The sequence below is a fragment of the Pseudooceanicola aestuarii genome (assembly GCF_010614805.1).
GTDB classification, from domain to species: domain Bacteria; phylum Pseudomonadota; class Alphaproteobacteria; order Rhodobacterales; family Rhodobacteraceae; genus Pseudooceanicola; species Pseudooceanicola aestuarii.
Map to the genome: position 1 here is coordinate 1 of NZ_JAAFZC010000001.1, position 23,118 is coordinate 23,118.

Annotated in this window: 15 protein-coding genes and 1 tRNA gene; 7 read left to right on the forward strand and 9 right to left on the reverse strand. The window is 68.1% G+C overall.

The window, feature by feature from the left end:
- Window positions 1–3,988 (reverse strand): Ig-like domain-containing protein (locus G5A46_RS00005; RefSeq protein ID WP_163846115.1); only part of this gene is annotated, 3,988 nt, incomplete at its 3' end.
- A gap of 223 nt (window positions 3,989–4,211) precedes the next feature.
- Between G5A46_RS00005 and G5A46_RS00010 the strand changes: the two genes are divergently transcribed.
- Entirely contained in the window at window positions 4,212–6,434 is a 2,223-nt protein-coding gene (locus G5A46_RS00010; RefSeq protein WP_163846116.1) for a CHASE2 domain-containing protein, read from the forward strand.
- A 175-nt stretch (window positions 6,435–6,609) separates the two neighbouring features.
- Here the strand turns inward: G5A46_RS00010 and G5A46_RS00015 are convergent, their stop codons facing one another.
- The 6 genes from G5A46_RS00015 to G5A46_RS00040 form a co-directional block, all read right to left on the reverse strand.
- Entirely contained in the window at window positions 6,610–7,950 is a 1,341-nt protein-coding gene (locus tag G5A46_RS00015) for an HlyD family type I secretion periplasmic adaptor subunit (RefSeq protein ID WP_163846118.1), read from the reverse strand.
- Complete coding sequence (locus G5A46_RS00020; RefSeq protein ID WP_163846119.1) at window positions 7,937–10,213, reverse strand: type I secretion system permease/ATPase; 2,277 nt, start codon at window positions 10,211–10,213, stop codon at window positions 7,937–7,939. The genes G5A46_RS00015 and G5A46_RS00020 overlap by 14 nt, the downstream gene beginning before the upstream one ends.
- Window positions 10,206–11,612 carry a TolC family protein gene (locus G5A46_RS00025; RefSeq protein WP_163846121.1) on the reverse strand — a complete coding sequence of 469 codons (1,407 nt, stop codon included), beginning with the start codon at window positions 11,610–11,612 and terminating at the stop codon, window positions 10,206–10,208. Before G5A46_RS00025 ends, G5A46_RS00020 begins: the two co-directional genes overlap by 8 nt.
- A gap of 215 nt (window positions 11,613–11,827) precedes the next feature.
- Window positions 11,828–12,202, reverse strand: coding sequence for a DUF3307 domain-containing protein (locus G5A46_RS00030; RefSeq protein ID WP_163846123.1), 375 nt, complete (start codon window positions 12,200–12,202; stop codon window positions 11,828–11,830).
- A complete protein-coding gene (locus G5A46_RS00035) occupies window positions 12,199–14,430 on the reverse strand; it encodes a cyclic nucleotide-binding domain-containing protein (protein WP_163846126.1) in 2,232 nt (743 codons plus the stop codon). The genes G5A46_RS00030 and G5A46_RS00035 overlap by 4 nt, the downstream gene beginning before the upstream one ends.
- A 339-nt stretch (window positions 14,431–14,769) precedes the next feature.
- A tRNA-Leu gene (locus G5A46_RS00040) sits at window positions 14,770–14,854 on the reverse strand.
- Window positions 14,855–15,152: 298 nt separating this feature from the next.
- Here G5A46_RS00040 and G5A46_RS00045 point away from each other — a divergent pair.
- Window positions 15,153–15,899 carry a rhomboid family intramembrane serine protease gene (locus tag G5A46_RS00045; RefSeq protein ID WP_163846128.1) on the forward strand — a complete coding sequence of 249 codons (747 nt, stop codon included), beginning with the start codon at window positions 15,153–15,155 and terminating at the stop codon, window positions 15,897–15,899.
- Window positions 15,896–16,264: a GFA family protein gene (locus G5A46_RS00050; RefSeq protein ID WP_163846130.1), complete on the forward strand. Its 369-nt coding sequence runs from the start codon at window positions 15,896–15,898 to the stop codon at window positions 16,262–16,264. The genes G5A46_RS00045 and G5A46_RS00050 overlap by 4 nt, the downstream gene beginning before the upstream one ends.
- Window positions 16,265–16,362: 98 nt before the next feature.
- On the opposite strand, the gene G5A46_RS00055 is transcribed toward G5A46_RS00050, so the two are convergent.
- Together G5A46_RS00055 and G5A46_RS00060 are read right to left on the reverse strand one after the other, a co-directional pair.
- On the reverse strand, window positions 16,363–17,079 hold the full coding sequence (locus tag G5A46_RS00055; RefSeq protein WP_163846132.1) for an anti-sigma factor: 717 nt from the start codon (window positions 17,077–17,079) through the stop codon (window positions 16,363–16,365).
- Window positions 17,076–17,618: a sigma-70 family RNA polymerase sigma factor gene (locus G5A46_RS00060; RefSeq protein WP_163846134.1), complete on the reverse strand. Its 543-nt coding sequence runs from the start codon at window positions 17,616–17,618 to the stop codon at window positions 17,076–17,078. The genes G5A46_RS00055 and G5A46_RS00060 overlap by 4 nt, the downstream gene beginning before the upstream one ends.
- Before the next feature lie 141 nt (window positions 17,619–17,759).
- Here G5A46_RS00060 and cobS point away from each other — a divergent pair, with 141 nt between their 5' ends.
- The 4 genes from cobS (at window position 17,760) to G5A46_RS00080 (ending at window position 23,009) form a co-directional block, all read left to right on the forward strand.
- Window positions 17,760–18,743: a cobaltochelatase subunit CobS gene (gene cobS, locus G5A46_RS00065; RefSeq protein WP_163846136.1), complete on the forward strand. Its 984-nt coding sequence runs from the start codon at window positions 17,760–17,762 to the stop codon at window positions 18,741–18,743.
- 180 nt (window positions 18,744–18,923) lie between these two features.
- Complete coding sequence (gene cobT / locus G5A46_RS00070) at window positions 18,924–20,795, forward strand: cobaltochelatase subunit CobT (protein WP_163846137.1); 1,872 nt, start codon at window positions 18,924–18,926, stop codon at window positions 20,793–20,795.
- Entirely contained in the window at window positions 20,795–22,588 is a 1,794-nt protein-coding gene (locus G5A46_RS00075; protein WP_163846139.1) for an aminopeptidase P family protein, read from the forward strand. Before cobT ends, G5A46_RS00075 begins: the two co-directional genes overlap by 1 nt.
- 79 nt (window positions 22,589–22,667) lie before the next feature.
- Window positions 22,668–23,009 (forward strand): DUF427 domain-containing protein, encoded by a 342-nt coding sequence (locus tag G5A46_RS00080; RefSeq protein WP_163846141.1) that lies wholly within the window; start codon window positions 22,668–22,670, stop codon window positions 23,007–23,009.
- Window positions 23,010–23,118 lie beyond the last annotated feature (109 nt).

Here is a 23,118-nt window from a genome sequence, read left to right on the forward strand (position 1 = left end):
GCCAAAGGTCATTGGTCCCGTCGACATCGGTGTGGTTCAGGTTGCCGGTCGCGTTCAGCGAAGTATCCTCCGTCACCGCGCCGGTGATCTGGCCGGTGATCACCGCCGCGTCATTGGTGCCGGTGATCGTGATTGTCACGGCTCGCGTGGTCCCGTCCGCCGTCGTCGCGGTGAAGCTGTCGGAAAGGGTTTCGCCCTGCCCCAGCGCATTGACCGTCGCGCTGTTGCCGAGGACATAGCTCCAGTTGCCATCCGTCCCGATCTGGTAGCTGCCATGGGTCGCCTGCCCGCTGGCGCTCTGCCAAAGGTCATTGGTCCCGTCGACATCGGTGTGGTTCAGGTTGCCGGTCGCGTTCAGCGAAGTATCCTCCGTCACCGCGCCGGTGATCTGGCCGGTGATCACCGCCGCGTCATTGGTGCCATTCAGGGTGATTGTCACGGTTTCGCTCGCCGTGACGCCGGCGCTGTCCGCAACGGTGACGGAGAACACCTCCTGCGTGGTGGCATCGCCCAGGGCCTGGGCGCGGGTGTCGGGCGTGTAGCTCCAGTTGCCGTCGGCGGTGATGGCAAAACTGCCGTAGGCGCCCATGGCGGTGCCGGACCAGGTGACCGCGCCTTCGGCGTCGCTGGCGGTCAGAGTTCCGGTGGCGGGGGTGGTGGCGTCCTCCGAGAGGGTGGCGGCGGTCTGGCCGCCGGTGACCACCGGGGCATCGTTGGTCCCTGTCACCATCAGGGTGAACACGGCATCATCCGTGGCCCCGGCGCTGTCGGTCACCCTCAGGCCGATGGTAATCTGCTGCGTTTCCCCCGCGCCGAGGAACTGGAAATCCGCCCCCGGATCGAACCGCAAGGTATTGCCCTCCAGCGTCGCCTGGCCCAGCGCAGGCGCGGTGATCAACTGGTAGGTAGCACCATCGCCGGCGTCGGCATCGCGTGCGACCAGGTCGATGACCAGGGGGGCAGCGTCCTCCCCCAACGTGTCGGCGCCATCGTCCAGCACCGGCGGGTCGTTCACCGGCGTGACATTCAGCGTGATCGTGGCGGTATCACTGCCGCCCTGCCCGTCGCTGACCTGCACGACAAAGCTGTCGGTGCCGTGGAAATCCGCATCGGGGGTGTAGCTGTAGCTGCCGTCGGCGCCCAGGTTCAGCGCTCCGTGCGCCGTCTGGCTGATTACCGCGTATTCCAGCGCCGCGCCCGCATCCACGTCGCTGGCCATCAGGGTGCCGGAGGTGCTGCCGTCCTCCGCCAGGGTCAGGGCAAGATCGTCGAGGACCGGCGCATCATTGGCCCCGGTGATCGTGACGGTGACATCGGCATCGGCGCTGGCACCGGATGCATCGGTGGCGCGCAGGGTCAGGGTGATCTGCGCCGTCTCCCCCGAGGCGAGGCCGTCAAAGGCGGAGCCGGGATCAAAGGTCAGCCGATCGCCCTCCAGCGTGGCCAGCCCCTCCGCGTCGCCACTATCCGGGGCAAAGCTGTAGCTGAGCGTATCCCCCGCATCCACGTCGCTGGCCAGTTCGGACAGCTCCAGGCTGGCCGGCCCGCCATCCTCGGTCACGGCCAGGGTGCCGTCGTTCATCGCAGGGGGATCGTTGCGCGCGGCAACCTGAATCGTCACGGTGGCGGTATCGATGCCGCCCCGTCCATCGCTGAGCGTGACAGTGAAACTGTCCGTGCCGTTGAAATCGGCGTCGGGGTCATAGGTGAACCTGCCGGCCGCATCCAGCGTCACGATGCCGTGGCTCGCCTGTCCGGCCAGCGCATGGACCAGCGGATCGCCGTCCACGTCGGCGCCGATCAGAGTGCCGGTCAGCGCCGTATCCTCGGCGGTGGTGAATGTGGCATCGGCAAGGACCGGCGCGTCGTTCTGGCCGGTCACAGTCAGGGTCAAAGTGCCGGTGCCACTGGCCTCGGCCGCGTCGGTGGCGCGCAGGGTAACCGTGATCTGCGCCGTCTCCCCCGCCGCCAGCGCGTCAAAGACCCCAGCGGGATCGACATGCAGCATCCGCCCGTCAAGGGTGATCACCCCCTCCGGCAACCCGCCAGCCGCGGCTTCGCCGCCGACAGCACCGACCACCATGGCCGACACCAGGGTGTAGGACAGGCTGGTCCCGTCCTCCCCCGCGTCGGCATCATCGGCGTAATCGGCCAGATCGATGGTCAGGGCGGGCCCGTCCTCCGCCACCACGGCGGTGCCCGGCTGCCAGACGGGTGCATCGTTCACGCCCTCCACGACCACGGTCACGGTGGCGGTATCGCTGGCCCCCTCGGGGTCCAGCACGCGGACGGCGAAACTGTCGGTCCCGGCGAAATCCGCATCGGGCGTATAGACATAGCTGCCGTCGCCCAACAGCACGACTTGCCCATGGGCCGCGCCGCTGGCCAGCTGGTAGCTTAGGGCATCGCCGTCGATATCGCTGCCGGCGATGCTGCCGGCCAGGGCGGTATCCTCAGTCGCGGTGACACTGTCCGCGCCCAGAACGGGCGCGTCGTTCGTGGGCGCCACAGTGACGGTGATGGTGCCGGTATCCGTCGCGCCAGTGGGATCCGTGACGATGTATGTAAAGCTGTCCTGGCCGTGAAAATCGGCCTCCGGCGTGTAGGTGAAGCTGCCGTCGGGCTGCATCTGCACGGCGCCATGGGTCGGCGGGGTCTCCACCTGGTAGCTCAGCGTATCGCCATCCGCATCGGTGGCCGTGGCGCTGCCGGTGATCGGCGCGTCCTCTCCGCCGTCCTCGACCCCGGTGACTTCGCCATCCTGAACCACGGGGGGCACGTTGCCCTCGCTCTCCTCCGGGCCGGTCAACTGATCCTCGCCCTGGCTGCCATCCTCCGCCACTGCGCCATCCCCGCCGAAGATGCCGTCATCGTCCTCCGGCCCGGTGTCCCCGCCCGACCCCGCACCGGTGCCGGTATCAAAAGGATCGCCCCCCGGCAGGCCGGGGTCCTGGCTGCCGCTGCCGGGGCGCACGCTGTTGGACAGGTCCACGAAGGTCTCGCCCGACTGGACACGGGCCACGGCGGATTGGAACGCGGCCACCGCATCGGCCAGCAGGATCGCATCCTCCGCCTGGTCGGTGGCGCTGCGATCGACCTCCCGCGTTTCACCATCGACCGAGGAGATGATCCATTTCGTCTGCGTGCCGGTGATATCGGCCAACGGGTTGCCCGACAAATCGAAAATCTGGATGCGGCCCAGCCCGCCATCGGGATCGCGGTTCAGCGCGATTTCCACGGTGGAGACGCCGCCGCTGGTCTGGATGTCCACCGATACGGTGGTGCCCCGGATGCCCATGGTGGCGGTGGGGGTGGTGACATCCATCCCCCCCGTCTTGGCCACCTGCCCGGCGATGAAGACAAATCCGCCCTGCACCAGGTTGAAGGCGCCGGAATTCTCCGTCCCCTCGGGGTCGTAGATCAGGTCGTCGATGATCATCCGCGACCCGGCCGCAAGGGAGAAGATCGTGCCATCGGCAAAGGTGATGGAGACGGTGCCGTCGCCTTCGGTCATCACGACGTCATTGGCAAAGATCCGACCGCCAAGGGCCAGGTCTTCAACCGTGCCGTCGCTGCGCTGGACGCGGGCGGTACCCGTCACCGCCTCAACCTGCCCGATGGGCGAGGCCGCGCCCGACAGCGCCCCACCCGCCTGGGCGTAGGCGCCGGGCGCCTCGGGCAGGGCCAGCCGGCTGACCGCCGCGCCGGACAGCACTGCGCCATTGGGCGCCAGCAGGTCAGGCGCGGGGCCAGCATCGAAATATTCGACGATGCGGATGTCGGTCTGGCCCGGATTGGACAGGATCAGGTCCGAGCCGTCACGCTCGAACGTGGCCGAGAACAGGCGTCCGGCATCGGGCACCGCGACCTGCATCGCGCCCGTGCCGTCCGGGTCGCCCTGGGTGCTGCTGCCGCGCTCGGTTTCGGGACGAAACAGGTAGATCGCGGGCGCATCGGAAAACTCGGGGCCGTCGACAAAGGAACGCATGATGGAATTCCTGCAAAAAAGGCATGAAATATCTCATGACCATAGCCGCGCACCTGCACGTTTACAATTGTGACGCGCTCCGGCCGGCCCGAAAACACCCGTCAGGGCGGCGCGGCAGGCGCGCGGCGCTTCACATTCCGGCCAAACCGGTCATGATGGTGGCTGGACAGGCCGGGGGAAGGCCCGGGCCCAGGCCCCGCAACAGTCAAAGGGGGAGGCCGCGATGCTGGGCCGGTTTCTGAAAAGATATGCGGCCCGGCTGGTGGGGCTGGCCCTGCTGCTCGCACTGCTGGCGCTGCGAGTGGTGGATCCGCTGCCGGTGCAGACGCTGCGCAACCTGTCCTTCGATGCCTACCAGCGCTGGCACCCCCGCCCGGTGCCCGACCTGCCGGTGGCGATCCTGGACATCGACGACGCCAGCATCGAGGAGCTGGGCCAATGGCCCTGGCCCCGGACCCGGCTGGCCGACCTGATCGACGCAGCCACTGCCGCCGGCGCCGTTGCGGTGGCCTTTGACATCGTCTTTGCCGAACCCGACCGCCTGTCACCCGGCGCCATTGCCCGCGACAATCCCGCTTTGCCCGCCGACACGGCAGCGGCGCTGACCGCCTTGCCCTCCAACGACGACGTGCTGGCAGAGGCGATCGGGCGTTCGCGGGTGGTTCTGGGCCAGACCAGCCTGCGCAGCGCCACTGCCAACCGCGCCGAGAAACGCCAGGTCCGCCCGGCACCACACGCCATCCTGGGGGCCGATCCGGCGCCCTTCCTGCTGAAATTCCCCGATATCGTCGCCAACCTGGACCGGCTGGAGGACCGTGCCGCCGGGCGTGGCGTCTTCTCGGTGCTGCCGGATGCCGACGGGATCTATCGCCGGGTGCCGGTGGTGATGCAGGTGCAGGACCAGCTGCGGCTGGGCCTGTCGATGGAATTGCTGCGCATCGCGACGGGCGGCCAGGCCTTTGCCCTGCGCAGCAACGAAGCCGGGATCGACGGCATCGTCGTGGCCCGGCAGCTGATCCGCACCGCCCCCGATGGTACCGTCTGGCCATGGTTCTCGCCCACCAGCGACCGTCGCTTTGTCCCGGCCGCCGACCTGCTGAACGGCCGCATGGCGCCGGGCCGACTGGCCGGGCACCTGGTGCTGGTTGGCACCTCCGCCATCGGATTGCAGGATTTCAGGCCCACCCCGCTGGGCCGGCCCATGGCCGGGGTGGAGATCCACGCCCAACTGTTGGAAAACGTGTTGCAGAAGACGCTGCTGGTGCGGCCCAACTACGCGGTGGCTGTGGAAATCGTGATGCTGCTGGCCTTGGGAGCGATCGTCATCGGGCTGACCCCTCTGTTGCAAGCGCGCTGGCTGATCGCGCTGACGCTGCTGCTGGTGGCGGGCTATGGAGGAGTGTCGTTCTGGCAGTTCCAGTCGCAGCGCCTGTTGCTGGATCCGACCTTTCCGATGCTGGGCACTGTGCTGACGGTGATGCTGATGGCCTCGGCCAATTACCTGCGGGAGGAAGCGCGGCGCGAACAGATCCGTGGCGCCTTCGGGCAATATGTCTCTCCCCGTCTGGTGGAGCAATTGCAGGCCGATCCGCAGGGCCTGCGCCTGGGCGGAGAGACCCGGCAGATCACCCTTCTGTTCAGCGATATCCGGGGTTTCACCACCATTTCAGAGGCCTACAAGGACGACCCCCAGGGGCTGACCCGCCTGATGAACAGGTTCCTGACCGAGCAATCCAACGCAATCCTCGACCAGGACGGCACGATCGACAAATTCATGGGCGACGCGGTCATGGCGTTCTGGAACGCACCGATGGATTGCCCCGACCACCAGGCCGCTGCCTGCCGCGCCGCGTTGGACATGCTGGACCGGGTGGCACGGCTGAACACCCACCTGGCGGAGGAAGCCGCCCGCGACGGCACAGCCACGCCGCACCGCATCGACATCGGCGTCGGCCTGAATTCGGGCCTGTGCACGGTGGGCAACATGGGCAGCGACCTGCGGTTCGACTACACGGCGATGGGCGACGCGGTGAACCTGGCCTCCCGGCTGGAGGGGCAGACCAAATCCTACGGCATGAAGGTTGTGATCGGGGCCACCACCAATGCCGCCGTAAGCGACCGTTTCGCCACGCTTGAGCTGGACCTGATCCGGGTAAAGGGCAAGACGGAGCCGGAGCGGATCTTTGCCCTGCTGGGCGGGGCGGATCTGGCCGTCACTCCCGGATTTTCCCGCGTCCAGAAGGAGAACCGCACGTTGTTGGAGGCCTATCGCAACCACGATTGGACCAGCGCGGAGAAGGCCGCCGACCGGCTGGAGCAAGCCGCCGCAGACGCCGGGCTGGGGCTGGAGGGATATGTCGCGATGTATCGCGACCGGCTGGACACCCTGCGCCTGACGCCCCCTGCGCCGGATTGGGACGGCGCCTATGATGCGCTGACGAAATAGCGGCGGAAGGCGGGGCCGCGTGCCGGGCGGCGCTTTTTGGGACAGATGAAAGATGCGTGGCACATCGGTAGGCGTCGGGATTGGATCGTGCTGGCTTACGCATCGGCGCGCGTACTGGCCGGGGCCGGTGCCGTCGAAAGGCGCGTGCGGCTTTGACGGCGGTTGTGCGGGGGAGTTACCGCTCGCGCAGGGCCTCCCCCCGCGCGCGAAGGATCGGTTTCGCCAGGTAGGTAAGGACCGATTTGCGGCCGGTCTGGATATCGACGCTGGCCACCATCCCGGGAATGATCGGCAGGGCCGCTACGTTGCCCCTTGCCCCATCGCCCCCGCCCAGGCTGGTGGTCTCGGTGCGGATGACGACCTTGAAATAGGTCCGCCCCTCCCGGTCCTCAACCGCATCCGAGCCGATGCGCAGCACTTCCCCCTCCAGCGCGCCGTAGATCGTGTAATCATAGGCGGTGATCTTGACGGAGGCGCGCTCCCCCGGGCGGATGAAGGCGACGTCGCGGGGCTGGATCCGGGCCTCGATCAGCAGGCCGTCATCGGCGGGCACGATGTCGATCAATGGCGCGCCGGGCTGGACCACGGCGCCGGTGGTGGTGGTGTTCAACGTGTTGATCGTGCCACGCACGGGCGCGCGAAGCAGGGTACGGCGAACCCGGTCGGCAGCGGCGCGCAGCCCCTGACCGGCCACCGCCAATTCGACCTGAAGCCGGGCCAGCCGCTGCCGCGCGGTCAAGCGGTAGGCCGATCGCGCCGCCGCGATCTCGGTCGTGGCCTGATCCATGGCGGCCTGGATCCGGGCCTGGGTGGCGGCGGCGGCATTGCTGTCGCCCTCCATCTCCGCGACGCGGGTGCGCAGGCGCAGCAATTCGATTTCCGGCACCACCCCCCGGGCGGCCAGGTCTTCGGTCAGCCGCAGCTCCGCCCGCAGCGGGTCCAGCATGGCAGCCCATTTCTCACGGGTGGCGCGCAGCTCTGCCAGCTCGCTTTCGCGTTGCAGGCGCTGCTGTTCCAGCACCGCCAACTCCCGCTGGTACTGATCGCGTCGCGAAAAGAAAACCGCCTGTTCCGCCTGTACCGCATGGGGGGCACGTTCGGTCAGGCCGGCGGGGAAAGTCGGCACCTCCGCCTCTGCCGCCTCGGCTTCCAGCCGGGCCTTTTCGGCCAGCAACGCGGCCTCCGTCTCGCGCAATTCGCCGGCCTGGGCGGCAAATCCGGTGTCGTCGATCTGCATCAAGGGGGCGCCTGCCTCCACCCGGTCCCCCTCCGCCACGAATATGTCGGAAACGATGCCGCCCTCAAGGCTTTGCACCACCTGCACCTGGCGAGAGGGGATGACCCGGCCGGTGCCGTGGGTCGTCTCCTCGATCTCATAAAGCGCGGCCCAGGCAAGAAACGCCCCCAACCCACCCGCGACCAGCAGCAGCAGCCGCCAGGGCGCGGATCCGGTGCGCGCGGCGCCCAGCCGGGTGACATCGTTGACGAAGGCCTCGTCGATCCTATTGCCCAGCATCCGCGCCCCCCTTGCCCGCAGACGCGCCGTTCAGCCGGGCCAGGATCTGCGCGCGCGGACCGTCCAGCACCTTGCGTCCGGCTTCCATCACCACGAACCGGTCGGCCAGCGCGGCCAGCGACTGGCGATGCGTGCACAGGATCAGCGTCATGTCCCCCTGCCCCAGCGCGCGCAGCCGGGCGATCACCTGGGCCTCCATCTGCTGATCCATGGCCGAGGTGGGTTCATCCAGGAACAGCACGCGGGGGCGGCGCAGGATCAGCCGGGCCAGCGCCAGCGCCTGCCGTTGCCCGCCCGACAACCGCCCGCCGCGCTCGCCCAGATCCAGGTTCAGCCCCTCGGGCGTGGCGGCGACGAAGCCGTCCAGCCCGGCATGGTGCAACGCATGGGCGATCTCCTCCGACGTGGCGCCGGGGCGGCCCATCACCAGGTTTTCCAGCAACGTGCCCGAGAACAATTGCGGTTCCTGCGGCAGGTAGCCGATGCCGTCGCGCAGATCCGCCGGGTGATATTGCCCCAGCCCGGTGCCATCGGCGAGGACCAACCCCTCCTGCGGGGTGACGAGCCCCGCCAGCAGCCGCCCCAGCGTGGATTTGCCGGAACCGACCCGGCCCAGAAGGGCCACGACCTCCCCCGGCGGGATATGCAGGGAAACCCGATCCAGCGCCTTCACCGGCGATCCGGGATAGGTGTAGCTGACGTCGCGCAGCTCCACCGCCCCACGGGTCAGCCGCTGCGGCACGCGCGGCGGCGTCGCGCCCTCGACCGGGAGGCGCATGAAATCGGTCAGGGCGGCCATGGATTTCACCGCGTATTGCGCCCGAAAGATCGTCTGGGAAATCGCCGTCAGCGGCGCCAGCACCCGGCCCGCCAGGATATTGGCGGCGATCAGGCCGCCGATGGTGATCTCTCCCGCCGCGACCAGAAAGACGCCCCAGACGATGATGCCGACGCTGACGACCTGGGTGGTCAGCATGGCGGTATGGGTGGCGAAGGCGGACCAGAATCGCGCCCGCGCGTTCAACCGGGCCGAGGCGGCGACGGCCCCCTCCCATTCGCGCTGCATGACGGGCTGGGCATTCAGGCTTTTGACCGCCTCGATCCCCGACAGGGTTTCCATCAGAACCACGTGCCGCTTGGTGGCCAATTGCACCGCCTGCCCGGCATTGCGCGCGATCGGCACCTGCGCCACCAGCGCCAGCACGATGACCAGCGGCACCGCCAGCAGTGGGACCCAGGCCACCGGCCCGACGATCCAGAACAGCGCCGCGATGAAGATACCGATGAAGGCCAGGTCGATCAGCGAGACAAAAGTGGCGGAGGCGAAGAATTCGCGCACCGTTTCGAAATCTCGGATCCGGTTGGCGATGCCCGCCGCCCCGCCGGGGCGGGTCAGCAGTTGCACCTGCATCGCCTGGCGGAACAGATCGGCGCCGACCCGCAGGTCCACGCGCCGCGCCAGCGCGTCCAGGATATTGCCGCGCAGAAGACGCAACGCCAGGTCCAGCGCCAGCGCGATGCCGACCCCGGCGGCCAGCGTCCAAAGGGTGACATAGGCCAGGTTCGGGATCACCCGGTCATAGACATTCATCACGAACAGCGGCAGCGCCAGGTTCAGCAGGTTCAGGAAGAACGCCGCCACGATCACCTGCACGAATGCACCGGAATTGGCGCGCACCGCGCCCCAGAACCAATGCCCCTGCGCACGCCCTTCGGCGCGGGTGGCGGGGGACAGGCGGCGGGCCGCGGCCGGGTCGTCGGGCGTCACCAGCAGCACCTGCCTGTCGCAGAGGCGGGCCAGATCGCGCAGGCGGATCTCTTCGGCCAGAGTGGGGTTGTCGAGACGGCGCAGGGTGGCGGTACGGGCCTCGGCGGCGATCTCGCTCAGCAGGATCGGGGCACTGCCGTCGCGGGGAAACAAAACGCAGGGCAGCACCGCCGGGTCGATCTGGCGCGGCGTGCGGCGCACCAGCCGGGTGGCGAACCCCGCCGCCCCCAGGATTCGCGCCAGCGCGGCAGGATCGCGACCATCCAGCCCGGCAGGTAATGCGGCCTCTACCCGGGCGCGGGAAAATCCCATGTCGTGGTGGCGCGCCAGCCAATCCGCCACGGCCAGTCCGGGGGGCAGCGCATCGGGGTCACGGGCGGCGGCTCCTTCGGAGCTCCGCCCCGTGGCCATGCCGGGCGCGGGCACGTCCTGGGCGGTGGGCGGTGTGCCGCCGGTGGGGGCCAGCGGGTCGGCGCTGGCGGGCCGGTCAGTCACGGCTCCGCAGTGGTGGGATCGCCTGGTTGAGCAGGCTTTTGGCGCCACGTTCGCTGACAACGTCGCGGGGCGCGTCCAGCGCGGTCAGGCTGGGTTTCACTCCGAAATGCGCCGCCAGGCGGCTTTGCACACCGATCAGCCGGTATTCGGCGAACCGGCGCGAGGCTTCGGCGCCGACCTGCTGGAACAAGGTGTTGTGAAAGACGCGCTCTGCCTCCAGCACATCCAGAAGGGTGCGCTTGGAGGCCTGGAATTCCTCGTCATATTGACGCACGATCTGGCGGTTGGTGCGCAGTTGGCGGTCCAGCAGCAGGTTCATCTCCACCGCAGACCGGTATTCGGCCCAGGCGCGGCGCGACAGTTCTTCGACGTCGCGGATCGCGGCCATGCGCTGGTACAGGGCCTTGTTCCGCCGCTCCCCCGCGGCGGCAACCTGGGCAGAGCGGCCGCCGTTATAGAGATTCCAGCGCAGGTTGAGGCCGATCCGGGCCTCCGTTTCCTCGCCCCGCGATCCGCCCAGGTTGGACCCGACCGAGGCGCCGGCATTCAGCGACAGGCGCGGCTTGTAATCCGCATCCGCCGCCTCGCGTTCAAAGGCGCGCTGGTCGATCAGGCTGTTGTAATAGCCCACGCGAAACGAATTCTGCACCGCGTTCCGTACCAGCGTCCCTACCTGACCCGGCAGGCCCGGCGCCGCGCCATAGGACATCGGCGCCGCCGGCGCGTGACCGATGACGGCGGCATAGCGCGCGGCGGCGATCTCCCGCGCTTCGCGGACGTCGATCACGGCCATTTCCGCCGCGATCAGGCGGTCATCCACCTGAAGCGCGTCACTGGCCGGGATGCGGCCGCCATCGACCAGCTCTCCGACCTGGCGACGGATTTCCCGGTGGCGGCGCAGGTTGCGCTGTGCCACGTCCAGCAACTGCCCGTGGCGCAGCACGTCGATGTAAGCTTCCACCGCGTTCAGGGCCATGGATTCAGACGCGTCGAGCATCTGGAAATAGGTGCCATCCACCCTTGCCGCATTGGCATAGACGCGGTTGGCGCGGCGCAGCCCGTCGAACAGCACCACCTCGGCCTCCACGCCGATGTTGGAGGTCAGCTTCGTCTCCGCGTTGTCGGCGGCGGACAGCGATGTCGGATCGTCGACATATTCGGCACCCAGCCCGCCGCGCAGGGTCACGGTCGGCTGGTATTCGCCGCGCAGCCGCGCCAGGTCATGGATGGTGGCCCGGACTTCGGCGTCACGGGCCTTGACCTCGGGATGGGCCGTGAGGGCCGAGCGTACCGCCGCGCCCAGGCTTTCGGCCCGCGCGACAGAGGTTTGGGCCAGCGGGACGGGGCCGGTCAGGATGGCCAGAACGGTCAGCGGAACAAAGCAGGCGCGCAGGGACAAAATCAAATTCTCCGCGAGGATCGGAATAAATGCATCAACGGTTCACCGTTAGCGCAAGATCGCCCACAGTTCGACCGCGCACGCCCTGTCAGGATGGAAAAATCCCTCAGGCGGGCATTCCTGCCGCACTTTGCCGCGATACCGGCACCGCATCGGGGACCGCCACGCCTGACCCGGGGGTCCGGCCGGGACAAAAGGGGCGGATATCCCGACGCTCACCGCGCCAGAACGTAGAGAATCCCCACATAGGTCATCTGGTGCAGCGCCTGGTCGATCCCGGTCAGGAACCAGTATTCGCGATCCGTGGTGCCCAGGCGCAAGCGTCCGCTCAGTTGGTTCTTGGCCCAGTCGATGTGGTAATGCACGACGAATTCCACCAGCACCACCACCGCGACCACCAGCACCGGCTGGCCCACCAGCAACAGCACCGGAATCGTCAGAACGGCATGGATCACGCTGTGGGAAATACCGACCAGATTGCCGTAGATCCCCTTCTTCGCGACCATATCACCGGTCTGAAGGATGTAATCGGCCAGCAGGTGCTTGACCTGGAACAACGCCATGGAGAGCAGAACCTGTTCGATCGTCATTTGGCGTGCTCCTCCAGCAGGCGGTTCGTGCGCGAGATGCGCTCCGCCAGGGTGGCGGCGATGGCGCGGTGCCAGACGGCAGCCAACGCGGGATCAGTCTGCACCATCCTGTCGATGTCAGCCGGCGCGATACAATAGACTGAGGCCTCGGTTTCCGCAACGACATCCGCCGTCCGTGGTAAACCGGCATAGGTGGCGATTTCCCCCACGAAGGCACCGCCCTGGAAACTGCGCAGCCGCATCGGCCGTCCGTCCGGCCCATCGGCACGCACCGACAGGCGCCCCTTGTCCAGCAGGTAGACCTCTCCGGTGCGCTCTCCGCGCGCGATCAGCCGCGTGCCGGCGGGCATGGTGCGGCGGGTCATCAGCGCCAGCAGCCGGCGGGCGGTCTCCACATCGCCGGTCAGGGCGCGCAGGGTGGTCAGGGCGTCGTCCGGGCCGTCGGCGCGGGTGGCGGCGGCCAGCAGCGTTTCCTCCGCCGTTTCCAGCGCGCCATCCAGCGTCTCTGCCCGGCGCAGCGATCCGGGCTCCTGCGTCCTGACCCGCTGTTGCCGGATCGCCGCGTCGATCCGGTCGGGCATCCCGGCCAATGTCACCACCACCCCCTCCAACCGGGCCAGGTTGTCCAGCTTGCGGATCGCGGCGATGGCGGCGGTGTCGATGCCGCTGACCCGGCGAAAATCCAGAATGACGTGATCGGGCTGCGGATCCCGCCGCGCCAGGGCCCGCCGCACCCGTGCGATCAGCTGCTCTACCGAGCCGAAGAACAGGAACCCTTCCAGCCGGAAGACGACGACCCGACCGCCGGCCCGCTCCAGCTCAGCGATGTCGCGCGGTCCGCGATCCACGGTGCTGCGCAGGGCGGCCAGGTCGGTTTCCTGCGCGATGACCGGCAACCGGGCATAGGTGACGGCAAAGATGATCGAAGCCGCGACGATGCCGAAACCGATGGCAGTCAGCATGCCAAACCCGAAGGCGATGCCGACGATGGCGCCGGTCAGCAGCCAATCCACCAGCGGCTGGCGCCGACGCTGTGACAGGAACCAGCCCGACAGGGTGATCGCCCCAACGTAGAACAGGATACCCGCCGTGACGAAGCGCGGCGCCCAGGCCAGCAACGGCCCGGCCTGGGCCGCGCCCACCAGCACGACCCCCGCCACCAGCACAGGCGTCAGCCGGGGCGACCCGCCCAACGCGGCCGCCGTCATCGACACGGTGGAGGACTGGAAACTGACCGCGGCCCCCGCCCCGCCCGTCAGCAGGTTGCCCAGACCGGCGCGCCACAGCGATCCACGCGGGTTCAGATCCGTCTGTTGCGCCAGTTCGATGCCGGTGATGTTCATCATCGCCCCGAAAACACTGATGAAGACCGCCGCCGCGATCACCGGCGCGGCCTGCGCGATCCGCGCCCAGTCGATCGATCCCGGATCGGCCAGGTGGCCGGGCAGGGCCGAGGTTTCGGGCAGCCGCGCATAGGCGGTGATCCCAAGTTCCTCCCAGGTGCGCGGCTCGGCTCCGATCATGGCGAGGGCCGCGAACACCCCGCCGATGGCCGCGACCAGCGCGAGCAGCGGCCCCAGGTCGCGGCGCCACCGCGTGGCCATCCCCAGTGCCAGGGCCAGCGTCACCGCGAGAGCGAAATTCACCAGTTGCATCGGGTTGGCGCGCAGGTCGGCCAGCAGCCCGGCTGCGCTGTCCACGGGGCCGGGATGCAGCATCCGGCCCGCCGACAGGATCAGCAATATCCCGGTAGAGGCCAGGAACCCCGCCGTCACCGGATAGGGCATCAACCGCACCAGCCGACCAAGGTGAAAGACCGACACGGCCAGCAGCACCACCCCGGTGGCCAGCGTGGTGACCGACAGCAGCGCAAAGGTGGTGGCGACGGCCTGTTCGGCGGCAAAGCCTGGCCCGACCTGTGCCGCGATGGCAAAGACCGACGGCATCAGCACCGCGATCGCCGCATTCTGCACCGAGGAGATCAGCACCACCGGCCGCTCCAACCGGAGATTGACCAGCAGGATCGACACCACGGTCGCCAGCATGAACATCAGGCTCGCCGCCCCTGCCCCCGGCAGCAACACCCCCGAGAACACCAGCGCCGCCAGCGCCACGTTCCGCCCCAGCACGTCGATCCCGGTCATCAGCGCCGAGGCGCCGGACCGCGCCACCCCGCGCAGTCGCGCGCCGCCTGCGCCTCCCGCCGCCGGGCGCCCTCCCTTGGTCATGGTCTCAGGCGCCACGTCATCCAGCCCGTTCCGCAATGTTTCGACGGACGCTAGCGCAGGGCAGGACTTGCGACCAGCCGCGATGAACAGCCTGTGCACAGGCGTTGCAAACCGGCCAGCCCGCGCTGCGCGGCGCCGACATCACCGCCATCGGACAGGTGGCGCGCGGCATCGGCAGATCGGGTTTCCCGATGGGTGGCGCGGATCGGTTGCCGGGAAAACGCTTTGCGCCAAAGCGACAGCGCATCGGCGCGACCGGAAAAAACACCGCGCGGTTGACGCCGCCGCCTTGGCCGCACCGCAGCCAGCCCATACGTCGCCGCTTTGATCGAACACGGCTGGTGCGGGCGGCGGGAGTCGAACCCGCACGGGCCAGGCCCTAGCGATTTTAAGTCGCTTGTGTCTACCATTCCACCACGCCCGCACGGCGTGACCGGGGCCGGGTGGCGGCCCCGCCCCTTCCTGTCGTGGCGCGGCGCCGAAGGCAACCGCTTCTGTGAGGAGACGGTGCGGAAACGCGCGGGCGGCGCCCTGCCCGCGCCATCGCCCGCCCCCCTCGTCCAACCCCAGCGCGCAGCGGCCCGGCCCTGCGCCCTCGCCCGGAACACCGCCCCCCCTTCCCGCCCCGACATGCGGTCGCGGGCGCCACGGCTGGCGGGGAGAATCGCCGGAGGGGCGCGCGCGCTCTTGACGGCGGGCACGCTTGGCCGCAGCGTCGGTGCATGTTTCCCCTGCGCGATCACAACCCCTCCGGGCGCACGCCCTATGTCACCTACGCCCTGATCGTGGTGAACGTCGTCGTCTTTCTGGGCTATGCCGGGCTGATGTCCCAGCCCGAGGCGCTCTATGCCTTCTATGACCGCTACGCGATGATCCCCGCCCGGCTCAGCGAAGGATCGGGCTACCACACACTGCTGACCTCCATGTTCCTGCATGGCGGGTTCATGCATATCGCCGGCAACATGCTGTTCCTGTGGATTTTCGGCGACAACATGGAAGACGAGATGGGGCATTGGGGATTCCTGGGCTTCTACCTTGTCTCGGGCGTGGTCGCAGGGGTGGCGCATCTGATCGCGGGGCCGGGATCGTTGGTGCCGACCGTCGGCGCATCGGGGGCGATCGCGGGGGTGATGGGCGGCTACCTGCTGCTGTTTCCGCGCGCGCGGGTCGATATCCTGATCATTTTCATCGTGTTCTTCAAGGTCTTCCCGGTCCCCGCCTGGCTGATGCTGGGTCTGTGGTTCGCCCTGCAACTGGTCAATGGCGTGGGCGCGGATCCGACCACCGGAGGCGTGGCCTACTGGGCGCATGCGGGCGGGTTCATCGCCGGGCTGGTGCTGACACTGCCGGTGTTCGCGCGTCTGGGCGGGCCGGCGTTCTGGAACCGGACCCGGGGCCGCCCGCCGCACCCGGAGGCCAAGTACCGCCTCAGCCGCAGCCGCGTTCCCAGCGTCGGGCGCCGGAGATGAGCCGTCCCGCCCCCTGGCACCGGCTGACCTGCCATTGCGGCGCGGTGGAATTGCACCTGACCCTGGCCCCGGACGCCTTGGGGACGGCTCGGCGCTGCGATTGTTCGTTCTGCCGCAGGCGCGGCGCGGTGACGGCCACGGTCAGCGGCGACATCGAGCTGGTGAAAGGCGCGGAGGCCTTGCAACTATACCAATGGGGCACCGGGGCGGCACGGCATTACTTCTGCGGCATCTGCGGGATCTACACCCACCACTGGCGCCGCACCCGCGACGAATATGCCGTGAACCTGTTCGCGATCGAGGGGATGGAACCACAGGATTTCGGCCCCTTCGGCTGGAGCAACGGGACCGCCCTGCCGCTGTGACGCGCGGCGGTCAGCCCGCCGGGGGCGGGATGGGCTATGGCCCGACACGTCCTATGGGCATCCTGAACGGGAATCCCGCAGCCCCGAAACCTGTGCAATCAGGCCCCGACCACAGTTCCGGTGGCCAGCACCGCGCCGGTGGGGGCGCCGGTGGGGGATCCGCCCTGCGGCTCGTCCGAGATGGCCAGGGTGGCGCCGGGCAGTGCGCCGCGCAGGGCTTCGGGCAAGGTCACGGTGCGGCTGTCCTGCGCGCTGCCGGCGTTCCAGACCAGCACAGACACCGGCGCCGCGCCGCCCGGCGCGATCAGCCACAATTCATGCGCCCGCCCCGCCGCCGCGTCGACGCCTTGCCGGGTTACGGTCAGGTCCGCGCTGTCGGCATCATAGGCGGCGGCATAGCGCACCGTCTCGTCCTCTGCCGCGATCATGGCCTGCATCTCGGGCCGGGCCGTCTCACCCTGGTCCGGGCCCAGCCAACCGCGATCGACCGCAAGCCAGGCCACCAGGCAGGCGGCGGCGGTGCCCAACACCAGCGGCCCCAGGGACAGGCGGCGCAGAAAAGTGCGGCCACGCGTCTCGCCGAATGCCTCGGCGCGGATGGCGTCCCAGACATGGGCCGGGGCGCGGACCTCTTCCATATCATCGGTGAGAGCGGTGAAATCCTCCGTCCAGGCGGCGACGGTGGCGCGCAGGGCGGGATCGCGGTTCAAACGGTCCTCGAAGGCACGACGCTGACCGGCGCTCAGAAGTCCGAGCACGAATTCGGCCGCCAGAACGCGGTCCTCTTCTTCCGGTGTCAGCGTCTCGGCGCTCATCGTGACAGGCAATCCTTCAGCTTCAGCAGACTGCGGCGCAGCCAGGTTCTCATCGTGTTCAGCGGCACATCGTGGCGCGCCGCCAGCTCCGCGTAGGTTTCGCCCCGCAGGTAGGCCCCCCGCACGGCCGAGGCGCGATCCTCGGGTAATTCCTCCAGGCAGGTTATCAACCTGGCCCGTTCCGCGGACGCCACAGCCAGGGCCTCGGGCCCCGGGGTGCCGTCGGCCAGGGTTTCGGCCTCCGTCAGGTCTTCGGCCGCCGCGCGCCGGGCGCGCAGCCTGTCGATCGCCGCATTGCGTGCAATGGTGATCAGCCAGGTCATGGGGCTGTAGCCCCCGGCCTTGTACCTGTCGGCGTTGCGCCAGACCTTCACGAAGGTCTCCTGAACGGTTTCCTCCGCTTCTTCCCTCGAATTCAAGATACGCAGCGCGACGCCCATTAGTTTCGCCGAGGTCAGCGCGTACAATCTGGAAAACGCCCGCCGATCCCCGAGGGCCACGCGTGCGATCAGGTCTTCGATCTCTTCCAGAGTTGCCATGAACCTTCCTGTCTTTGCCCGAACGGAGCACCCCCGCGGCGGGGCAAATCGTGACGTTTTTGCCCTTTCGCTTGCCGCATGCTTCGATATGTTGCACGAGTGGCGGCCAGCAAGCCGCGCGGAATAAAGGACAGATCGAACATGGCTGACGGATCGACCGATATCAACGCCAAACCGACCGAGGAATTTTCGGTCCGCGACGTCTTCGGTATCGACACCGACATGATCGTACGTGGCTTTGACGGGCCATCGGATCGGGTGCCGGAGATCGACAACACCTATAAATTCGACCCGGACACGACGCTGGCGATCCTTGCCGGGTTCAGCCACAACCGCCGGGTGATGGTGCAGGGCTACCACGGCACGGGCAAATCGACCCATATCGAACAGGTCGCCGCCCGGTTGAACTGGCCCTGCGTGCGGGTGAACCTGGACAGCCACATCTCCCGGATCGACCTGATCGGCAAGGACGCGATCAAGCTGCGCGACGGCAAGCAGGTCACCGAATTCCACGAAGGCATCCTGCCCTGGGCGCTGCGCAACCCCACCGCAATCGTCTTTGACGAATATGACGCGGGCCGGGCCGACGTGATGTTCGTGATCCAGCGGGTGCTGGAGCATGACGGCAAGCTGACGCTGCTGGACCAGAACGAGATCATCACCCCGAACAAGTATTTCCGCCTGTTCGCCACCTCCAACACCGTGGGGCTGGGCGATACGACCGGCCTTTATCACGGCACACAGCAGATCAACCAGGCCCAGATGGACCGCTGGTCGCTGGTGGCGACACTGAACTACCTGTCACATGACGCCGAGGCGGCGATCATCCTCAGCAAGGCGCCGCATTACAACAATGAGAAGGGCCGCCGCACCATCGACCAGATGGTGACGCTCGCCGGGCTGACACGCACCGCCTTCATGAACGGGGATCTGTCCACGGTCATGTCGCCGCGGACCGTCATCACCTGGGCCCAGAACGCCGAGATTTTCCGCGATGTGGGCTATGCCTTCCGGTTGACGTTCCTCAACAAATGCGACGAGCTTGAGCGGCAGACCGTGGCGGAATTCTACCAGCGTTGCTTTGACGCCGAGCTGCCGGAAAGCGCCGCCTCCTTGGCGAAGTAAGGCGCATTGCCCAAGACCGGCACCGGGCGGCGCTGATCCGCCCGGTCCCGTGACGGGACGCCTGTGCAGGACGATCACGGGGGCGCAATTGCCCCTCCGGTCCTGCGCCCCGGCGCCCGCCCCCCTGGCCCGCGCCGCGAGGTGCTTGCCGTTGCCCCTGCGGAGTGCTTTACCTTCCCCATGAGCATCCAGAACGACAATCCCGCCGATCCGTTCAAGAAAGCCCTGGCCGAGGCGACCAAGGTCATGGCAGACGATTCCGAACTGTCGGTCCATTATTCCGTCGACCCCTCGGGGAAGACGGTGGACAGCGTCCGCCTGCCGCAGGTCAGCCGCCGCATGACCCGCGACGAGGTTCTGCTGGCCCGTGGCACCGCCGACGCGCTGGCCCTGCACCACCGCTATCACGACGCGGGCACCCACGCGAAATATTCGCCCCCCGGCGACATGGCGCGGGACCTGTACGAAGCGATGGAAACCGCCCGTTGCGAGGCGATGGGCGCCCGCGACATGCCCGGCACCGCCGGCAATATCGACCACAAGATCGGGGTGGAGGCCAAGCGCGCCGGTTATGACGGCATCACGAATGCCCAGGACGCGCCCCTGCCCGTCGCCGCCGGATACCTGATCCGCCACCTGGCCACCGGCCGTCCGATGCCCGAGGGCGCGCAGAACGTGATGGAGCTGTGGCGCGATCACATCGAGGGCCACGCCGGCACCACGCTGGAAGATCTGAACGACAAGCTCTCGGACCAGACCGAATTCGCCCGCTTTGCCCGCCGCATGATCGAGGATCTGGGCTTCGGCGATCAGCTGGGCGACGATCCCGATCAATCCGACGAGGACATGGAAGACCAGGCCGAGGACGGCGACCCGGAGGAGCAAGAGCCCGACAGCACCGGCGACGACGACAGCGAGGATCAGCCCGACGCCTCCCCGGAGCAGAGCCAGGACGAACAGCAGGATCCCAGCGAGGCGCAGGTCACCTCGGACGACATGTCCGAAGACGACATGGGCGAGGAGGTCGAGATGCCGGAGGGCGAGGCCCCGCTGGATCCGCCGCCGCCACCGGTCAGTGACGCCGATCCCAATTATGTCATCTACACCGCAGATTTCGACGAGGAAATCGCGGCCGAAGACCTTGCTGACGCGGCCGAGTTGGAGCGACTGCGCGCCTATCTGGACCAGCAGCTCGACCCGCTGAAAGGCGCGGTCGGGCGGCTGGCCAACAAGTTGCAGCGCCGCCTTCAGGCGCAGCAGAACCGCAGCTGGGATTTCGACAAGGAAGAAGGCATCCTGGACGCCGGGCGCCTGGCCCGCGTGGTTGCCAACCCGACGACGCCCCTGTCTTTCAAGGTCGAGAAGGACACCGAGTTCCGCGATACGGTCGTGACGCTGCTGCTGGACAATTCCGGCTCCATGCGGGGGCGGCCGATCTCCATCGCGGCGATCTGTGCCGACGTGCTGGCGCGCACGCTGGAACGCTGCTCCGTCAAGGTGGAAATCCTCGGCTTTACCACCCGCGCGTGGAAAGGCGGGCAAAGCCGGGAGCGGTGGCTGAACGACGGCCGCCCGCAACAGCCCGGCCGCCTGAACGATCTGCGCCATATCGTCTACAAGGGCGCCGATGCGCCCTGGCGCCGCGCCCGCGCCAATCTGGGGCTGATGATGAAGGAAGGGCTGCTGAAGGAAAACATCGACGGCGAGGCGCTGGAATGGGCGCATCGCCGGCTGGTGAACCGGCGGGAGGCGCGCAAGATCATGATGGTGATCTCCGACGGCGCGCCGGTCGATGACAGCTCCCTTTCGGTGAACCCGGCCAATTTCCTGGAAAAACACCTGCGCGACGTGATCGCCATGGTGGAAAAACGCCGTGCCGTGGAATTGCTGGCCATCGGGATCGGCCATGACGTCACCCGATATTACGATCGCGCGGTGACGATTACGGACGTCGATCAGCTGGCCGGGGCGATGACCGAACAGCTGGCCGCGCTGTTCGACAACGATCCGCGCGCGCGGGCCCGATTCTCGGGCATCCGGCGCGCCTCGTGATGTTCCAGGATTTCGAGCAGAGCACGCGCCCCGAACAAGGCCCGCCCCGGCTGGCCGCCCTGCGCGGCGAATTGGCTGCTGCGGGGCTGGACGGGGTCCTGGTGCCCCGCGCCGACGCGCATCAGGGCGAATATGTCGCCCCGCGCGATGACCGGCTGGCCTGGCTGACCGGGTTCACCGGATCGGCGGGCTTCTGCTGTGCGCTGCTGGACCGGGCGGGTGTCTTTGTCGATGGGCGCTACACCGTCCAGGCGCGGGCGCAGCTGGACACCACGGCCTTCACCCCCGTCGACTGGCCCGCGACAGGGCTCGCGGACTGGCTGCGCGGCGCCCTGCCACAGGGCGGGCGCATCGGGTTCGATCCCTGGCTGCACACCCCGGCCGAAATGGAGCGGCTGGAGCAGGCCCTGAACGGCAGCGGCATCGTGCCGGTGCCCGGCGACAATCTGCTGGACCGCATCTGGACCGACCAGCCCGCCGCGCCTCAGGGCCGGATCATCGCTCATCCGTTGGAATTCGCAGGAGAAGCACACGAGGCCAAGGCCCGGCGCCTGGGGGCCGAACTGGCCAGCGCCGGGGAAACCGCCGCCGTCCTGACCCTGCCCGACAGCATCGCCTGGTTGCTGAACATTCGCGGCAGCGACATCGCGCGCAACCCGGTGCCCCATGCCTTTGCGCTGCTGCACGCCGACGGCGCTGTCACGCTGTATGTCGATCCGGCCAAGCTGGACGAAGCTTTGCGCAGTCACCTGGGCGCCAGTGTCACGGTCAGAACGCCCGATGCCTTCGTCCGCGACCTGCAAACCCAGCCCGGCCCGGTGCGGGCGCACCGCGCCTCTGTCCCCTGTGCGGTGGCGGATCTGCTGGGCGATCGCGTCAGTTGGGGGCCCGATCCCGTGGCCCTGCCCAAGGCGCGCAAGAACCCGGCCGAGATCGCCGGCAGCCGGGAGGCGCATCTGCGCGACGCCGCCGCCATGTGCCGGTTCCTGGCCTGGTACGACGCCGCCGACCAGACCGCCCTGACAGAGATCGACCTGGCCACCACCCTGGAGGGAGAGCGCCGCGCGACCAACGCCCTGCGCGAAATCAGTTTCGACACCATCGCCGGGGCAGGCCCCAACGGCGCCCTGCCCCATTACCGGGTCACCCACCAGACCAACCGCCAACTGACCGAAGGCGCGCTGATCGTGCTGGACAGCGGCGGGCAATATCCCGACGGCACCACGGACATCACCCGCACCCTTGTCGTGGGTGAGGCCGGGACAGAGGAAAAAGCCTGCTTCACCCGTGTCCTCAAGGGGATGATCGCCGTCTCGCGGCTGCGCTTTCCGCGCGGTGTGGCGGGGGCGCATCTGGATGCAATCGCGCGGTATCCGCTATGGCTGGCCGGGCTGGATTACGACCATGGCACCGGCCATGGCGTCGGCGCCTATCTGTCGGTGCACGAGGGGCCGCAACGCCTGTCGCGTGCCGGCGATGTCCCTCTGGAACCGGGAATGATCCTGTCGAACGAGCCAGGCTACTACCGCGAGGGCGCCTTTGGCATTCGGATCGAGAACCTGATCGTGGTTCAGGATGCGTGCCCCTTGCCCGGCGGCGACGACCGCGACATGCTGGAATTTGAAACTCTGACCTTTGTGCCCATCGACCGGCGGCTGATCGACCTCGATCTGCTGGAGGCGGGCGAACGCGACTGGATTGATCGCTACCATGCGGCCTGCCGCGACAAGATTGCGCCTCGGCTCGACGGGGCGGCGCGGCTATGGTTGGAGGGCGCGACGCGCGCGCTCTGATCGCTGCCGTGGCGTGGCGGGACATGGATTTGTTACATGGGCCGGGCACCACATCCCGAGACCAGTGGGAGACGACCGAATGACCAAGATCACGATCCGCAAGGCAGAAGGCACCTGGACCGTTCGCGCGGGCGGTGCCGTTCTGGGCGAAAGCCGAAATGCGCTGGAACTGGCCGAGGGAGATTATCCCGCCGTCATCTATTTTCCGCGGGACGATATCGCGATGGCCTTTCTCGACCGGACGCAGCACACGACCCATTGCCCGCACAAGGGCGATGCAAGCTACTTTTCCATCGTGACGAAAAGTCAGACATTGGAAAACGCCGCCTGGTCCTACGAGTCGCCGTTTGACGCCACGGCGGAAATCTCGGGATATCTGGCATTCTACGCCACGGATTTCGTGACGGTCGAACGGGTCTGACACGGCCCCGACGGGCGCCCTGCCGGGGGCTGACCTGGTGCCCGGCCCTCTGACTGAGACCCGCATTGCCGGCGGGGCCAAAGCTGTCGTCGTCACGCTGTCGTGCGCA

Coding starts and splice junctions, on each gene's coding strand:
- G5A46_RS00010 (WP_163846116.1), top strand. CDS start 4,212: ATGCTGGGCCGGTTTCTGAAAAGATATGCGGCCCGGCTGGTGGGGCTG.
- G5A46_RS00015 (WP_163846118.1), bottom strand. CDS start 7,950: ATGCTGGGCAATAGGATCGACGAGGCCTTCGTCAACGATGTCACCCGG.
- G5A46_RS00030 (WP_163846123.1), bottom strand. CDS start 12,202: ATGACGATCGAACAGGTTCTGCTCTCCATGGCGTTGTTCCAGGTCAAG.
- G5A46_RS00035 (WP_163846126.1), bottom strand. CDS start 14,430: ATGACCAAGGGAGGGCGCCCGGCGGCGGGAGGCGCAGGCGGCGCGCGA.
- G5A46_RS00045 (WP_163846128.1), top strand. CDS start 15,153: ATGTTTCCCCTGCGCGATCACAACCCCTCCGGGCGCACGCCCTATGTC.
- G5A46_RS00050 (WP_163846130.1), top strand. CDS start 15,896: ATGAGCCGTCCCGCCCCCTGGCACCGGCTGACCTGCCATTGCGGCGCG.
- G5A46_RS00055 (WP_163846132.1), bottom strand. CDS start 17,079: ATGAGCGCCGAGACGCTGACACCGGAAGAAGAGGACCGCGTTCTGGCG.
- G5A46_RS00060 (WP_163846134.1), bottom strand. CDS start 17,618: ATGGCAACTCTGGAAGAGATCGAAGACCTGATCGCACGCGTGGCCCTC.
- cobS (WP_163846136.1), top strand. CDS start 17,760: ATGGCTGACGGATCGACCGATATCAACGCCAAACCGACCGAGGAATTT.
- cobT (WP_163846137.1), top strand. CDS start 18,924: ATGAGCATCCAGAACGACAATCCCGCCGATCCGTTCAAGAAAGCCCTG.
- G5A46_RS00075 (WP_163846139.1), top strand. CDS start 20,795: ATGTTCCAGGATTTCGAGCAGAGCACGCGCCCCGAACAAGGCCCGCCC.
- G5A46_RS00080 (WP_163846141.1), top strand. CDS start 22,668: ATGACCAAGATCACGATCCGCAAGGCAGAAGGCACCTGGACCGTTCGC.